This is a genomic window from Pararhizobium sp. PWRC1-1 (assembly GCF_049897905.1).
Lineage (GTDB): Bacteria > Pseudomonadota > Alphaproteobacteria > Rhizobiales > Rhizobiaceae > Pararhizobium.
This window is the reverse complement of record NZ_JAFCXE010000013.1, coordinates 103,683-119,206: the sequence shown is the minus strand read 5'-3', so window position 1 is coordinate 119,206 and position 15,524 is coordinate 103,683. Positions and strand designations below refer to the sequence as shown.

The window sequence follows — 15,524 nt, the reverse complement described above, 5'->3', positions numbered from 1 at the left end:
AGATGCCTGATTACGATTATATCCGGGATGGCGATGCCATCTACGAACGCTCGTTTGCCATCATTCGCAGCGAAACAAATCTGTCCCGGTTTTCCGAGGAAGAGGCAGATCTCGCCGTTCGCATGGTGCACGCCTGCGGGCTGGTGGATGCCGCGCAATATTTCGAGTTCTCTCCCGGCTTCGTCCCGGCTGCCCGCCAGGCCCTGAAGAACGGCGCGCCGATCTTCTGCGATGCCTTCATGGTCTCCCATGGCATCACCCGCGCCCGCCTGCCGGCCGATAATGACGTGATCTGCACCTTGCGCGAACCGCAGACGGCGGACATCGCTCGCGAGATCGGCAATACCCGCTCTGCCGCTGCCTTGAAACTGTGGGTCGAGCGTCTCTCCGGATCGGTTGTTGCCATCGGCAATGCGCCGACGGCACTGTTCTTCCTGCTGGAACTGCTGCGCGACGGCGCGCCAAAGCCGGCGGCGATCATCGGCATGCCGGTCGGCTTCGTCGGTGCGGCGGAATCAAAGGATGCGCTGGCCGAAAATTCCTATGGCGTGCCCTATGCCATCGTGCGCGGCCGTCTTGGCGGTAGCGCGATGACGGCAGCTGCGGTCAATTCGCTGGCGAGGCCGGGCCTGTGAGCGCCGCCTCGACTGGCCGGCTGATTGGGGTCGGCACTGGGCCCGGCGATCCGGAGCTTCTGACCCTCAAGGCCATCAAGGCGCTGGCGGCGGCCGACGTGCTCGCCTATTTCGCTAAGGAAGGCAGGCGCGGCAACGGACGCGCGGTTGTCGATGGGCTGCTGAAGCCCGGTCTGCTCGAATTGCCACTTTATTATCCGGTCACTGTCGAGATCGACAAGGACCACGACGACTACAAGAGCCAGATCACCGGCTTCTACGATGCGTCGGCAGCGGCTGTTGCCGAACATCTCAATGCAGGCAAGACGGTCGCCATCCTCAGCGAAGGCGATCCGATGTTCTACGGCTCCTACATGCATCTGCATGTGCGGCTTGCGGGGCGTTACCCGGTCGAGGTCATTCCGGGCATCACCGCCATGTCCGGCTGCTGGTCGCTCGCCGGCCTACCGATCGTGCAGGGGGACGATGTGCTTTCCGTGCTGCCGGGCACGATGGGTGAAGATCAGCTGACCCGCCGCCTCGGCGATACCGAGGCAGCCGTGATCATGAAGGTTGGCCGCAATCTGCCGAAGATTCGCCGGGCGTTGACGGCCGCTGGAAAACTTGGCCAGGCCGTTTATGTCGAGCGCGGCACGATGGCGAATTCCGCGATGATCCCGCTGGCTGAAAAAGCCGACGACGTCGCACCTTATTTTTCGCTGGTGCTGGTTCCCGGCTGGAGCGGCAGGCCATGAGCGGCACGCTTTATGTGATCGGCACAGGTCCGGGCGGTCCACAGCAGATGACGCCCGAGGCCCTCGACGCGGTCTCGAAGTCGACCGATTTTCTCGGCTACGGCCCCTATCTCGACCGGCTGTCGCTCCGCCCGGATCAGAACCGTATTGCGTCGGACAATCGCGAGGAACTCGACCGGGCGCAGGCGGCCATTATTCGTGCCGTCTCGGGCACCGATGTCTGCGTCGTCTCCGGCGGCGATCCCGGCGTCTTTGCCATGGCCGCCGCCGTCTGCGAGGCGATCGACAACGGGCCGGGCGAATGGCGCACGATTGATCTCGTCATCGTGCCGGGGGTCACCGCCATGCTCGCCGTTGCTGCCCGCATCGGCGCTCCGCTCGGCCATGATTTCTGTGCCATCTCGCTGTCGGACAATCTGAAGCCCTGGGATGTGATTACCCGCCGTTTGAAGCTGGTGGCGCAAGCAGGCCTGGTGATTGCACTCTATAATCCGATCAGCAAGGCGCGGCCCTGGCAGCTCGGCGAAGCGTTCGATATCCTGCGTACCGTGCTGCCGGCGGAAACGCCGGTAATCTTCGGCCGCGCGGCTGGCCGTCCCGACGAACGCATGCTGGTCATGCCGCTCGGGCAGGCGGACGCACAAAAGGCGGATATGGCGACCTGCGTGATCATCGGCTCGCCGGAGACCCGGGTCATCCCGCGTCCGGGCAAACCCGATCTGGTTTATACGCCGCGTTTCATCTCCGGGGAGAAATGGTGATCGACAAGGCCGAGCGCGTCATTGACAGTTTCAACCGTGCGGACATCGTCCGGTTGCTGGCGCTCAACCATGACCACCGCGATGCCGAGAGTACGGGCCGCAGTGATCTTGCCATAGGTGGCGGTTCCACCACTGTTCTTGGCGACGATGACCTCGATCCGGTTGTCGATCAGAAGTTCCCGTTCAGCGGCTTCCTCGAAGGGGCCGGTCGCCAGCATATAGCGCGCATGGGGTACGCCGAGCTGCGGCATGACGGGATCGACGCTGCGGATCAGATACTGGTGCTGGGGCGCGGTTTCGAAATGGAAAGCTTCCTGTCTGCCGATGGCGAGGAAAACGCGTTTCGGCGCGGCGCCGAGAGCCTCGACTGCGTCTGGGACAGAGCGAACACGGGTCCAGCGATCGCCGGGTTCCGGTTTCCACGCGGCGCGGCGCAGAGCAAAAAGCGGAATTCGGGTGCGGCCTGCCGCGATCGCCGCATTATGCGAGATGCGTGCCGCAAAGGGATGGGTGGAATCGATCAAAAGATCGAAATTTTCAGCCTTCAGAAACTTGGCAAGTCCGTCGCTGCCACCGAAGCCACCGCTGCGGGTGGGAACAGGCTGGGCCATGGGCTCTGCCGTGCGTCCGGCGAGCGAAAGCAGGCTGTCGCAATCGTTGCGTTCAGCCAGCGCAGTAGCCAGTTGTCGCGCTTCGGTCGTGCCGCCAAGGATCAGGATACGGTGTTTGCCCATGGGTGACGATCAGGCCTCTTCTAACGGCAACATTCTGCCCTGGCTGACAATCGTCGGCCTTGGTGAAGACGGTTTAACCGGTCTCGGAGACGAGGCCAAGCGCTGCATCGCCAGTGCCTCGGTGGTTTTTGGCGGGGCCCGCCATCTCGAGCTTGCCGCACCAGTGATTGCCGGCCAGTGCCATCAATGGCTGAGCCCGTTCGAACGTTCAGTAGAGGCCGTGGTTGCGCTGCGCGGAACGCCAGTCGTGGTGCTGGCGTCCGGGGACCCCTTCTTCTTCGGCGTCGGGGTGACGCTTGCGCGGCAGATCGCTCGCTCGGAAATGCGTGTCCTTCCCGCTCCGTCCTCGTTCAGCCTGGCGGCATCCCGCCTCGGTTGGGCGCTGCAGGATACGGTAATCGTGTCCCTGCATGGCCGCCCGCTCGATCTGATCCTGCCGCATTTGCATCCGGGTTCGCGCATACTGGCGCTGACATCGGATGTGCGTGGTCCGTGCCAGCTTGCGGAACTGCTTGCCGCGAGCGGGTTCGGGCAATCCCGGCTGACGGTGCTAGAGGCGCTGGGCGGCGCTCAGGAGCGCGTCACGTCGCACATCGCCGCGGAATTTTCGCTGACGGGTCTCAACCCGCTGAACATCTGCGCGGTCGAGGTCGTGGCTGAAATGGGCGCGCGTATTCTGCCGCTGGCATCCGGCCTCAATGACGGGTTGTTCGAGCATGATGGTCAGATTACCAAGCGTGAGGTTCGCGCGCTGACGCTGTCAGCGCTGGCGCCGCGACGGGGTGAACTGCTTTGGGATGTCGGCGCGGGTTCCGGATCGATCGGGATCGAGTGGATGCTGTGCGATCCGGCAATGCATGCGATTGCCATCGAAGGTTCTGCAGATCGCGCCGCACGCATCAAGCGGAACGCGGCGAATTTCGGTGTGCCGGGTTTGACTGTCGTCCATGGTACAGCGCCCGAAGCCCTTGCCGGGTTGCCATCTCCGGACGCGATCTTTGTCGGTGGTGGTGGCAGCGAAGAGGGCGTGATGGCCGCGGCGATCGCCGCTTTGAAAACCGGTGGCCGGTTGGTCGCCAATGCCGTCACGACGCAGATGGAGGCGGTGCTTCTGCAGCATCAGGCACGGCTTGGCGGATCGCTGATCCGTATCGACATCGCCCGGGCATCTCCCGTCGGCGCCATGACCGGATGGCGTCCCGCAATGCCGGTGACACAATGGTCATGGGTCAAGCCATGATGCAGGTAATTCAAAAGGACAGAGCATGACCGTTCATTTCATCGGAGCAGGCCCAGGTGCTGCAGATCTGATCACCGTGCGCGGCCGCGATCTCATCGCCCGCTGCCCGGTCTGCCTCTATGCCGGTTCGATCGTCTCGCCGGATCTGCTGCAATATTGCCCGGAAGGTGCGCGCATCGTCGATACGGCGCCGATGTCGCTTGACGAGATCGAGGCTGAATATGTGAAGGCTGCCGCGGCCGGGCATGATGTTGCGCGGTTGCATTCGGGTGACCTTTCGGTCTGGAGTGCCGTTGCCGAGCAGATCCGCCGGCTTGAGAAGCATGGGCTTGATTACACGATGACGCCCGGCGTGCCGGCGTTTGCCGCCGCTGCCGCAACGCTTGGCCGGGAACTCACCATCCCTGCCGTCGCCCAGAGCCTTGTGCTGACGCGCGTTTCCGGCCGGGCATCGCCCATGCCGAATGCCGAGACGCTGGCCGGGTTTGGTGCCACCGGTGCGACGCTCGCCATCCATCTGGCGATCCATGCGCTGGCACAGGTCGTTGAGGAGTTGACGCCGCTCTACGGTGCGGATTGCCCGGTGGCGATTGTCGTCAAGGCATCCTGGCCGGATGAGCGGGTTATCCGCGGTACACTCGCCGATATCGAGGCAAAGGTGGCGGCCGATCCGATCGAACGGACGGCCCTCATCTTTGTCGGCCGCACGCTGGGTGCCACCGATTTCCGCGAGAGTTCGCTTTATGATGCGGCCTACCAGCGGCGGTTTCGCGGTCGCGACGGGCTGTAGAAAGTCTCAGATATCCATGCCTGATGTGTCCGGCTGCTCGCCGGTTGCCTTGTGCGGCACGTCGTTCTTGCCTTCGATCCGGTCGCGGTAGAGCGCGGATTGGCCGAGCAGCATCAGGGTCACCGGCGTCGTCAGGATGACGAAGACGATGATCAGGATTTCGTGGAGGATCCAGCGGTTCTGCAGCACGGCGAAGGTGATCATCGAGGCGACGCAGATCAGGATGGTGCCGGCGCTGGCGCCGAGCGTTGGTGCATGCAGGCGGCCATAGAAGGTCTTCAGCCGGATCAGCCCTATCGAGCCGATCAGTGTGATAGCCGATCCAAGGAGAAGAAGGATGCAAACCGGGATCGCTGCCCAGGTTGGAAGGTCGGTCAGATGGCTCATTCGATCACCTCGCCGCGCATCAGGAATTTGGCAAAGGCGATCGACGAGACGAAGCCGAGCAGGGCGATGATCAGCGCCGCTTCGAAGTAGATCGAATTGGCTGTGCGGATCCCGAATGTCAGAAGCAGCAGCATGGCAGCCATATAGAGCGCATCAAGCCCGAGGATACGATCCTGCGCCCTTGGTCCGCGGACCATCCGGAAGAGTGCGCAGCCCATGGCCAGGCCGAGCAGAATCTGAGAGGCCAGGATCGACCAGATGATGAAGAGTTCGTTCATTCGAATATCTCCTTCAACGGGGTTTCGTAGCGGCGTTTGATCAGGTCGGACCACACTGCACCGTTCTCTAGGTCCAGCACGTGGATCAAGAGAACGCCGGTCTGGCGGTCGAATTCGAGCCAGGCGGTTCCCGGTGTCGCCGTCAGGATGCAGGCAAGCAGCGCCAGCGCATTCTCGTCGCGCAGGCTGATGTCGATTGCCACGAAGCCGGAATTCACCGACCGTTTTCCGGCGCGCAGTATCACCCCCATCACGGCGATGTTGGAGCGGACGACATCGACGGCCACATGTCCGGCCAGAACGGCGATCACGCCAAAATTCTTCAGCCGCGTCTTGTCGGGCTGGAGATTGACCATGGCCCAGGCAAACGCGATGCCGAGCATCGAGCCGAGTACGATCTGACCGGGCGACAGCGACTGGTTGATCAACAGCCACAACATCAGCAAGGCCAGCGATAGCAGCGGATAGGGGAACCAGTAGCGCATGGCCTATTCCCCCACCGCTGGGCCGGCACGCGGAGCCGACATCACGCGTCCGATATAGTTCTGCGGTTCCCCCAGCGATTTCGCCGTCGCATCCATGTAGCGCATGACCGGACCCGCCTGGAAGCTCAGGAAGACGCAGGCCGTCAGCAGCAGCAGAACGGGTGTGATCTCGATCAGGAAGACGCGCGGTATGGTGCCTTCGATCGATGTCCAGAAAGTGCGGATGCCGACGCGGTTCATGGCGATCATGGCCGCAAGGCCGGACAGGATGAGCAGGGCAGTATAGGCCCATTCGGCGCCGGAGACCGGAGCATCGCCGCCGAAGCTGCCGGGATTGAACAGTCCGTGCAGCATGGCGAATTTCGCCAGAAACCCGGAGAGCGGCGGCAGGCCGGATAACAGGATGGCGCAGGCGCAGAAGCACAGGCCAAGCACGGCCATGGTGCCGGGCACGGCGACGCCGCCCTCCTTTTCCTCCTCGTTTTCGTCGACATCGCCATAGGCTTCCATCGTCACCGCCAGAACGTCGGCGCCGGCATCGCGGGCGCGCTCCACCAGTTCGATCAGCAGGAAGAAGGCACAGATCGTCAGTGTCGAGCTGACGAGATAAAACAGCGCGCCGCCGATAACCGCGCCATTGCCAAGGCCGATCGCCGCCATCAGCGTGCCGGAGGAGACCAGCACGCAATAGCCGGCAAGCCGGCCCATGGCCTGCGAGGCCAATACGCCGATCGCGCCGAAACCGACGGTGAGCAGGCCGCCATAGAGCAGGACGGCCTGCCCGAAGCCGAGAGAGGCGCCTGCATCTGCGCCGAACAGCAGCATGGAGAGCCGCAGAAGGATGTAGACGCCGACCTTGGTGAGGATGGCAAAGATCGCGGCGACCGGCGGGGTTGCTGCCGAATACGTCGCGGGTAGCCAGAAGCCGAGCGGCCACATGCCGGCCTTGACGAGGAAAGCGATGCCAAGAAGGGCAGCACCCGCTTCCATCAGCATCCGGCTTTCCGGACCGATCGTGGAGATGCGCATGGCAAGATCGGCCATGTTCAGCGTGCCGGTCGCGCCGTAGATCAGGCTGACGCCGATCAGGAACAGCGAGGAGGCTGCGAGGTTGACAGCGATATAGTGCAGGCCTGCCTTGACCCGCATCGGGCCGGAGCCGTGCAGCAACAGTCCGTAGGATGCAGCCAGCATCATTTCGAAGAAGACGAACAGGTTGAACAGGTCGCCGGTCAGGAAGGCGCCGTTGAGACCCGCCAGCATCAGCTGGAACAGCGAATGGAAATGATAGCCCACCCGATGCCATTTCGCCATCGAGAACACCTGCGTCGCCATCGCCAGCAGCCCTGTCAGTACCAGCATCAGCGCCGAAAGGCGGTCAAGCACCAGAACGATGCCGAAGGGTGCCGGCCAGTTTCCAAGCAGATAGACGCTGGCACCCGTTTCGCCTTCTCCCGAGGAGGTTGCCATCTGCATCAGCAGAACGCTGATGATGAAAACCACCACGGTCGATGTGAAGGCGATCACGCCCTTCAGCGTCCGGTTTCGTTCGTCGACGGGAATGAGGGCTGCTGCCGTAATGATCGGCAGCAGGATCGGCAGGATGATCAGGTGATGGAGCCAGTTCATGCCGCGCTACTCCCTGCCGTCCACATGGTCGGTGCCGGTAAAGCCGCGAGAAGCGAGAAGAACGACGAGAAACAGCGCCGTCATGGCAAAGCCGATGACGATGGCAGTCAATACCAGCGCCTGGGGAATGGGATCGGTGTGGGTCAAAAGTCCGCCGGCGCCACCGGGTTCAAGCACCGGCGGCGCGTTGACCCTGAGCCGGCCCATGCCGAAGATGAAAAGATTGACGGCATAGGAGAGCAGCGACAGGCCGATGATGACCTGGTAGGTGCGCGGCCGGAAAAGAAGCCAGACGCCGGAGGCGGTCAAGACGCCGATGCCTGCGGAGAGAACCAGTTCCATTATGCGTTCTCCTTCGCAGCCAGCTTCGCGGCCCGGATCAGGGCGCGTGGTGCGCGCACCGACTGGTGGGCAAGGGCGATCAGGATCAGCACGGTGGCACCGAGAACCAGCGAGAATACGCCAAGATCGAATAGGATCGCGCTCGCCAGCGGAATCTTGCCGAGGATCGGCAGGGATAAGTATTGCGCATGCGAGGTCAGGAACGGATAGCCGAACACCCAGGACCCAAGGCCGGTTGCGGTGGCGACGATGAGGCCGATCGCCATCCAGCGCAGCGGATGGATACGCAGCCGTTCCTCGACCCAGCGCGTGCCGCCCGCCATATATTGCAGGATGAAGGCGATCGACATGGCGATGCCGGCTGCGAAGCCGCCGCCCGGTAAATCGTGGCCGCGGAAAAACAGGAAGGCTGCCAGCATGCCGATGACCGGGAACATCCAACGCATGATAACGGAGGGTACCAGCAGGTATTCAGCGATGCTGTCGCCCTTCTTGCGGTCCGGATGATCGTCATCGAAGGCGTTCTGGACGCGCTGCTGCTCCGGCGTTTCAAGGCTCTCGGTGGCGGGGCGGAAGCGGAGGAGAAGCGCAAACACGGTCAGGGCGACGATGCAGAGAACCGCAATCTCGCCGAGCGTATCGAAGCCGCGGAAATCAACGAGGATGACGTTGACGACATTGGTGCCGCCGCCTTCGGTATAGGCACGCTCGAGGAAATAGCTCGAAATCGTTTCCGGCATTTCCCGGCTCATGACCGTGTAGGAGATGAGCATCATACCGAGGCCAGCGAAGACTGCCGTTGCGAGATCGCGCAGGCGGCGCAGGCGCGTGGAGATGGTCATCATTTCCGGATCATCGGGATCTTCGATCCGCTTCGGCAGCCAGCGCAGGCCGAGCAGGATGAGAACCGTCGTGACGATCTCGACGAGCAATTGCGTAGCGGCAAGATCAGGTGCCGAAAGCCAGACAAAGGTGACGCAGGTGACAAGGCCGGCACCGCCAAGCAACACGAGCGCGGCGAGCCTATGGAATTTCGCCTGATAGGCGGCGCCGACGGCACAGACCATACCGACCAGCCACAGCAGCGCGAAGGCTGGATCGATGTTGCGCAGCACGATATTGGCCGGTTTGAAACCCTGCGAGAGCAGTGTGACGGCTCCTGCGAGAAGTGCCACGGCGACTAAAACCCGCATTTGTGGCTGCAACCGGCGGGTGCCGGCGCGCATCTCGATCGACCGTGCCCATTTCCACGACAGGGTCACCAGCACGCGCTCGAAGATGCGTTGGCCTTCCAGGCGGCGGAAGAAGGGCGGCCCTTCGATGCTGGTGGCGAGGTAGGGGCGCATGATGAAAAACAGCCCGATGCCGCCAACCAGCGCGATCAGGCTCATGAACAGCGGCAGGTTCCAGCCGTGCCAGACGGCAAGGCTATAGACCGGTGTCGCGTCGCCGAGCACCGATTGGACGGCGGTGTGCAGGAAGGGGCCGATGGTCCAGGCCGGGATGACGCCGACGACGAGGCAGGAGAAGACCAGGAAATAGATCGGCGCCAGCATCCAGTGCGGCGGCTCATGGGGTATCTTGGGCAAATCCTGCGGCGGCGGGCCGAAGAAGACGCTGTAGATGAAACGCAGCGAATAGGTGACGGCAAACATGCTGGCGAGTGTGGCGACATAGGGCGTGATCGTGTCGAGCAGATTGTATTTGTGGGTTTCGATCGCCTCGGCAAAGAACATTTCCTTCGAGAGGAAGCCGTTCAAGAGCGGCACGCCCGCCATGGAGGCACTGGCAACCATCGCCAGCGTCGCGGTGATCGGCATGTATTTGAACAGGCCGCTGAGCTTGCGCATGTCGCGGGTGCCGGTTTCATGATCGATGATCCCGGCGGCCATGAACAATGAGGCCTTGAAGGTGGCGTGGTTCATGGTGTGGAAGATCGCCGCGACCGCAGCCAGCGGGCTTCCGAGACTGAGCAGAACCGTGATGAGGCCGAGATGGCTGATCGTCGAATAGGCGAGCAGCCCCTTCAGGTCCTGCTGGAAGATCGCGAAATAGGCGCCGAGCAAAAGGGTGCTGAGGCCGGCAAGCCCGACGATCCAGAACCACTGGTCCGTGCCCGCCATGACGGGCCAGAGCCGGATCAGCAGAAACACGCCGGCTTTGACGAGGGTGGCGGAATGCAGGTAGGCCGATACCGGCGTTGGCGCGGCCATGGCATGCGGCAGCCAGAAATGGAACGGGAACTGCGCGCTCTTGGTCAGGGCTCCAAGCAGGATTAGGATGAGCACGGTCGTATAGAGCGGGTCGTTGCGGATCAGGTCGCCGGACGAGAGCACGACATCGAGATCGTAGCTGCCGACGATATGGCCGATCAGCATCAGGCCGACGAACATGCACAGGCCCCCGGTGCCTGTGACCGTCAAGGCCATGCGGGCGCCGTCGCGGGCATTGGCATTGTGGTGCCAGTAACCGATCAAAAGGAAGGAGATGATGCTGGTCAGTTCCCAGAAGATCGCCAGGAGAATCAGATTGCCGGAGAGCACGACGCCGAGCATGGCGCCCATGAAGGCGAGAAACAGCGCGAAGAAGCGCGGCACGGGGTCGTTTGCCGACATGTAGTAGCGTGCGTAGATGACGACGAGCAGGCCGATCGCGGTGACCAGGCTTGCAAACATCCAGGCGAATCCGTCCATGCGCAGCGAGAAATTCAGTCCCAGCTCCGGAAGCCAGTTGATATCGTAGCGGAGCACTTTGTCTGCGGCGACGATCGGGTAGAGGCCGGCCGATGTGGCCAGGCAGAACAGGGCGATCGAGCCTGAAAGCCAGGCGCTGGCCGTGCCCTTGTGCGCCGGAATGCAGATTGCAACAAGGCTCCCTGCGAAAGGCGCAAGAACCAGAATCAGAAGCAATGTCGCTGCGATCTCTATGTGCCCGTTTCCTTAAATCTTTCCCTAATGACAGGACCGCGAGGGGTCCGTGAGTGCTGCAGCATTTGTGCGCCGCGGCGGTGCCCGAAGCGCACCGCGAAACGGAGCAAGAGCACATTGTTTTTATGTCTGCTTTCGGCTGCCATGCCAACCCGCAACGGCGATAAAATTGACCGCCTGCGGCAATTCGTTGCCAGGCGTGCCGCGAAATCGCAGTTTGATGGCGGATCGTCACGTGCGCCGGTCAATCTGTGTTTGGAAACATCAAGATGTGATTTTTGTAACGAAGTGTAGGATCGGTGTGACGGGAAATATTTCGACACTGAAAACGGCTGGTGGCAGCGGCCGTGGCGCGTGCGTTTTGTCCTGCTGCTGATATAAACACCGCATGGATACAATACCGCACATTCTTGTCGTCGATGATGATCCGGAGATCCGCCGGCTGCTTGGAAAATATCTCGACGGCCAAGGCTTCCGCATCAGCCTAGCCGGGAGCAAGGGCGAGTGCGAGGCCAAGCTGGCCGAGTTGAAGATCGATCTGCTGGTTCTCGACGTCATGCTGCCGGATGGTTCCGGGCTCGATCTCTGCCGTTCCTTGCGGGGCAGGATGCCGCAGCTGTCGATCATCCTTTTGACGGCACTGAAGGAAGATGTCGACCGGATCATCGGGCTTGAATTCGGTGCCGATGATTATCTCGGAAAACCGTTCAACCCGCGCGAACTGTCTGCCCGCATCCGCGCCGTGCTGCGCCGTGGTCGCGCCGAACCGCCGGCGGCCGGCAGCCGGCAATATGTCTTTGCCAATTATGTCGCCGATATAGAAAGCCGCACCTTACTTGCGCCCGACGGCAGCGCAGTCGATCTGACCGGCGGGGAGTTCGAACTGCTGGTGGTGTTTCTCCAGCGTCCGGGCCGTGTTCTGTCTCGCGATTCGCTGCTTGACCTGACACAGGGGCGGACCGCCGATCCTTTCGACCGGTCGATTGATATTCTTGTCAGCCGCCTGCGCCGTAAGCTCGGTGATGCGAGTGTGTTTGCGCTGCTGAAGACAGTGCGAAACAAGGGTTATCAGTTGGCGGTTCCTGTCGAACGGAGCAATTAGATGCTGTCGCTTCGCACGCGGTTCACGGCGCTGCTGATCATCTCGGTCGTTCTGGTTCTGGTGATTGCCGCAGTCGTTACGGCTTGGCTTCTGCGAAAACCGCCGGAAGTGATGTATGATCGCGTTCTTGCAGAAAAGGCCGAGTTCGCGCTGCTTCTGCTGCGCGCCGATCCCTTGGCAGCGCAGACTCTGCATATTGAAATCCAGGACAAGCCAGAGAAGGACCGCATCGATCAGGACCGGACCGATAATATTCTCGCGGAGGGCCGGCGCCAAGGTTACACGGCCGATGTCGTCGTCTTGAAGAGTTTCAATCCGCACCGCTGGGATATCGCCGTTCGGCTGGATGATGGCCGCTGGGCCTATCTGGATTTTCCCGAACCAGGCCCGTTTCCTTATCTGCCGCTTGCGGCCTATCTGGGGCTTGTTGCTATCGGCATGACCGGCATTTCGATCTATGCCAGCAACGTGATGATGCGGCCGTTGCGCATTCTTGACGAAACGATCGCGATGATTCGCCCCGACGGTATCATCCCCGAATTGCCCGAGACGGGGCCGGTGGAGGTTCGAACGACAGCCAAGACCATCAACCGGCTTGCGACACGCCTCAACGCGGCCGTCGCCAGCCGAATGAGAATGATCGCAGCGGCTGGTCACGACATGCGCACCCCGATGACCCGCATGCGGCTTCGTGCGGAATTTGTCAGCGATGGCGATGACCGCCAATCCTGGTTGAAGGACCTCGATGAGCTCGATCACATCGCCGACAGTGCCATCCGGCTGGTGCGCGAAGAGGTGAGCCTGGCAGCCCAGGAACGGGTGCCGCTGGATGTGGTCCTTTGTGCCATCACCGACGAAGCACAGGAGACCAATCTACCCGTCGAGCGTGGCTTGGTCGTACCGGTTCTGGTCAAAGGATCGCCGTTCGCTTTGAAACGGGCTCTGCGCAATCTGGTAGTGAATGCCGCGACCCATGGCGGTGGTGCGCGTGTTTCGCTTGCAAACTATGGAACCGAAGCCATCTTGACCATTGTGGACAGCGGCCCCGGCATCCCGCCAAATCTGCTTGGCCGTGTTTTCGAACCGTTTTTCCGCGTTGATCAAGCCCGCCGGCAACTGGTGGCGGGCGCCGGCCTCGGGCTGGCCATTTCCCGCGAGATCATCGAAAACCACGGCGGGACGATCACCATCGTCAACCGCCGGGAAGGCGGTCTGTTGCAGACTGTACGCCTGCCGCTTGTGCTGCCGACCAGGATTGATCAAGCATAATTGAAACTTGCTGTCCGCCTGAAAGCCCGGCGGTTTCATGTTGGCGTATTCATGACTGCCGGGAATGGCGGTGTGCGCTCACGTCAGAATTTGCAGAAACCGAAAGGGCGAACTGGCTATAAACGCGCCGGCACAGAATACGACAAAGCCAGGTGCGATTGCACCCGTCACGCCATGATGCTCCCAGCCATACATTGTGCCGATCGTTGTTCCCATGGTCACGACGGTGAATGCGCATAGACAATGAATAACGATTTCAGGTGTTCTGTTTTTCCCCGACGGGACAGTTTGTCCTCACGTCCCCGGGCAAATAAAAATGTGCGGCCGATCGAAATCAGCCGCACATAATTGTTGTCTCAGGTCGCCGCGAGAGGCGGTGTCTTCGACTTATTGACCGATGGCTTCGATGCCTGCGCCGCCGCCGATGGCAACGTTCAGAGAAACGTAGTTGTTGGCCAGATTGCGAATGCCGGCTGCGAGAGCGATACGGGAGTTGGCAAGGTTGCGCTCCGCGTCCAGCACGTCGAGCAGCGATGTCGCGCCGCCCTTGTAGCTTTCGCGCGCCAAGCTCAATGCCTCTTCGTAGGAATTGACCACTTTGCGCAGGGCTGCGACTGTCTGGTAGTTGTTGCGAAGTGCAACGAGGGCGTTTTCAACTTCTTCGATGCCCTGAAGAACGGTCTGCTTCCAGCTCAGGTACTGCTGTTGCGCACCGGACTTGGCGATATCAACATTGGCCTTCAGGCGTCCACCATTGAAGATCGGGATGTTCAGGCTTGGACCGAATGACCAGGCGCCGAGACCGCCGGTCGCAGCAGAGGCAGCAATGCGCGAACCGTCAATGTTGCCGCTGAGGGTCAGGCTTGGATAAAGCTGGGCTTCTGCGACGCCGATCTGAGCGGTAGCGGCGGCGAGCAAACGTTCTGCCCTGCGGATATCGGGGCGGTTGCGCACCAGGTCGGCAGGAATGCCGATCTTGGTATTGTAGCGCGGCGAAGGCTGGGAACCACCGTTTCTCAGGCCCGCGGTAACGGTTGTTGCCGGCAGGCCGAGCAGGGTAGCGATACGGTTTGCTGCCTGGTTGAAGCCTGTCTGGTAGCCCGGGAGTTCTGCGAGCGTGGTGTTGACGAGGCCTTCAGCCTGGACGACGTCGAGACTCGATGCCGCACCGGCCGCCTTGATGTCGTTCGTCAGCTTGAGCGTTTCCCGGCGCGAAGCAAGGCTCTTCTGCTGCAGCGCGTAGGCTTCCTGATTGTAACGCGCCTCGATATACGAGTTCGTCAGGTCGGACAAATAGGCCAAGCGGGCGACGTTGACGTCGGCATAGGCGGCATCAAGCGAGGCATTGGCAGATTCCCTGGCGCGGGCATATTGGCCGAACAGATCGATCAACCATGATGCATCGCCACCACCGCCGGCCGTTTTTGTTTCGGTGTGGCCGCCTCCAAGGTAAGAACCATCCTGTCCGGCAACGCTCGCCGAACTATTCCCGCTAATTTGAGGCAGGCCGCCCGAGCCTGCGACAATCACGTTTGCGCGAGCTTCGACAACGCGTTCAATCGATTGCTGGACGTTAAGGTTTTCGCCGAGGCCTTGGCCAACGAGGCCGTTCAGTTTCTTGTCGCGGAAGGCTTCCCACCATGGATTAAGCGCGACATTGTCTGACTCTGCCTTGCCGCCTTGCGAGAATTTCGACGGCAGATCGGCGGTCGGAGATTTATAATCCGGGCCGACGACGCAACCGGAGAGAAGCGCGAGGCTCAAGGGAAGCAGCACTTTTACAATTTTCATCTGGGTCCCCATCCGGCCCGAGCGGGTCGGTAACAAACGATTCATACTTTTCGTCTTTAACATTTTCCGCGCCGCATGCGAGGGAACAATTGCAAAGATGGCCCCGAAATGGACTTTCCCCAGCTTTGGTGTTTCCTAAGTGCCACGGCTTGGACGTTCCAGCGGTGATTTCAAGGGCGCCTTACAAAAAGAATCACCCGTGCGAATCACTGTACTTCAAGCAGTGTGCCCGCTTGAATGTTAACAATTAACTGCCCCATTAAAGGGTCTACATGTCTGGGGTTTGTCAACCCGGTGTCGAATTGTTTCTGGCGTGCATGGCTGCGGCGGCTGTATCTGAGAAATCTGGTGATGACCGGCGAAGCAAAGCGCGTCACGCTTGAAGGGAGGCGTCATGCCCTTGTGATGCGCCGCGGCGCT

Annotated in this window: 15 protein-coding genes; 7 read left to right on the top strand and 8 right to left on the bottom strand. The window is 61.4% G+C overall.

Annotation, left to right across the window (positions count from 1 at the left end; translation table 11 throughout):
* Positions 1 to 2 precede the first annotated feature (2 nt).
* From ACP7E0_RS20140 to ACP7E0_RS20130, 3 genes are read left to right on the top strand one after another with little or no spacing between them, the layout of a single operon-like run.
* Positions 3 to 635, top strand: a complete 633-nt coding sequence (locus ACP7E0_RS20140) for a precorrin-8X methylmutase (RefSeq protein WP_426127217.1) — start codon at positions 3 to 5, stop codon at positions 633 to 635.
* Entirely contained in the window at positions 632 to 1,369 is a 738-nt protein-coding gene (locus tag ACP7E0_RS20135) for a precorrin-2 C(20)-methyltransferase (RefSeq protein ID WP_426127215.1), read from the top strand. The genes ACP7E0_RS20140 and ACP7E0_RS20135 overlap by 4 nt, the downstream gene beginning before the upstream one ends.
* Positions 1,366 to 2,130, top strand: a complete 765-nt coding sequence (locus tag ACP7E0_RS20130; protein ID WP_426127213.1) for a precorrin-3B C(17)-methyltransferase — start codon at positions 1,366 to 1,368, stop codon at positions 2,128 to 2,130. Before ACP7E0_RS20135 ends, ACP7E0_RS20130 begins: the two co-directional genes overlap by 4 nt.
* On the opposite strand, the gene ACP7E0_RS20125 is transcribed toward ACP7E0_RS20130, so the two are convergent.
* Positions 2,094 to 2,864 (bottom strand): cobalt-precorrin-6A reductase, encoded by a 771-nt coding sequence (locus ACP7E0_RS20125; protein WP_426127211.1) that lies wholly within the window; start codon positions 2,862 to 2,864, stop codon positions 2,094 to 2,096. The two genes, ACP7E0_RS20130 and ACP7E0_RS20125, sit on opposite strands and share 37 nt — an antisense overlap.
* Between ACP7E0_RS20125 and cbiE the strand changes: the two genes are divergently transcribed.
* Together cbiE and cobM are read left to right on the top strand one after the other, a co-directional pair.
* A complete protein-coding gene (cbiE, locus tag ACP7E0_RS20120; protein WP_426127210.1) occupies positions 2,863 to 4,104 on the top strand; it encodes a precorrin-6y C5,15-methyltransferase (decarboxylating) subunit CbiE in 1,242 nt (413 codons plus the stop codon). The two genes, ACP7E0_RS20125 and cbiE, sit on opposite strands and share 2 nt — an antisense overlap.
* Positions 4,105 to 4,129: 25 nt before the next feature.
* Positions 4,130 to 4,894 carry a precorrin-4 C(11)-methyltransferase gene (gene cobM, locus ACP7E0_RS20115; RefSeq protein ID WP_426127208.1) on the top strand — a complete coding sequence of 255 codons (765 nt, stop codon included), beginning with the start codon at positions 4,130 to 4,132 and terminating at the stop codon, positions 4,892 to 4,894.
* Positions 4,895 to 4,900: 6 nt separating this feature from the next.
* Here the strand turns inward: cobM and mnhG are convergent, their stop codons facing one another.
* From mnhG to ACP7E0_RS20085, 6 genes are read right to left on the bottom strand one after another with little or no spacing between them, the layout of a single operon-like run.
* On the bottom strand, positions 4,901 to 5,281 hold the full coding sequence (gene mnhG, locus ACP7E0_RS20110; RefSeq protein ID WP_426127207.1) for a monovalent cation/H(+) antiporter subunit G: 381 nt from the start codon (positions 5,279 to 5,281) through the stop codon (positions 4,901 to 4,903).
* Positions 5,278 to 5,559 (bottom strand): K+/H+ antiporter subunit F, encoded by a 282-nt coding sequence (locus ACP7E0_RS20105; RefSeq protein ID WP_426127205.1) that lies wholly within the window; start codon positions 5,557 to 5,559, stop codon positions 5,278 to 5,280. Before ACP7E0_RS20105 ends, mnhG begins: the two co-directional genes overlap by 4 nt.
* The gene (locus ACP7E0_RS20100) at positions 5,556 to 6,044 is read right to left on the bottom strand and encodes a Na+/H+ antiporter subunit E (RefSeq protein WP_426127204.1); all 489 of its coding nucleotides are present in this window, start codon (positions 6,042 to 6,044) and stop codon (positions 5,556 to 5,558) included. The genes ACP7E0_RS20105 and ACP7E0_RS20100 overlap by 4 nt, the downstream gene beginning before the upstream one ends.
* Positions 6,045 to 6,047: 3 nt before the next feature.
* The gene (locus tag ACP7E0_RS20095; RefSeq protein ID WP_426127203.1) at positions 6,048 to 7,673 is read right to left on the bottom strand and encodes a monovalent cation/H+ antiporter subunit D; all 1,626 of its coding nucleotides are present in this window, start codon (positions 7,671 to 7,673) and stop codon (positions 6,048 to 6,050) included.
* 6 nt (positions 7,674 to 7,679) lie between these two features.
* Entirely contained in the window at positions 7,680 to 8,015 is a 336-nt protein-coding gene (locus ACP7E0_RS20090) for a Na+/H+ antiporter subunit C (RefSeq protein ID WP_113247198.1), read from the bottom strand.
* Positions 8,015 to 10,942, bottom strand: coding sequence for a monovalent cation/H+ antiporter subunit A (locus ACP7E0_RS20085; RefSeq protein ID WP_426127342.1), 2,928 nt, complete (start codon positions 10,940 to 10,942; stop codon positions 8,015 to 8,017). The genes ACP7E0_RS20090 and ACP7E0_RS20085 overlap by 1 nt, the downstream gene beginning before the upstream one ends.
* Before the next feature lie 388 nt (positions 10,943 to 11,330).
* On the opposite strand from ACP7E0_RS20085, the gene ACP7E0_RS20080 reads away from it, so the two are divergent.
* Complete coding sequence (locus tag ACP7E0_RS20080) at positions 11,331 to 12,044, top strand: response regulator (RefSeq protein ID WP_426127201.1); 714 nt, start codon at positions 11,331 to 11,333, stop codon at positions 12,042 to 12,044.
* On the top strand, positions 12,045 to 13,313 hold the full coding sequence (locus ACP7E0_RS20075; RefSeq protein WP_426127199.1) for an ATP-binding protein: 1,269 nt from the start codon (positions 12,045 to 12,047) through the stop codon (positions 13,311 to 13,313).
* A gap of 387 nt (positions 13,314 to 13,700) precedes the next feature.
* Here ACP7E0_RS20075 and ACP7E0_RS20070 read toward each other — a convergent pair whose 3' ends face one another.
* Positions 13,701 to 15,104 carry an efflux transporter outer membrane subunit gene (locus ACP7E0_RS20070; RefSeq protein WP_426127197.1) on the bottom strand — a complete coding sequence of 468 codons (1,404 nt, stop codon included), beginning with the start codon at positions 15,102 to 15,104 and terminating at the stop codon, positions 13,701 to 13,703.
* Between the last annotated feature and the right edge of the window lie 420 nt (positions 15,105 to 15,524).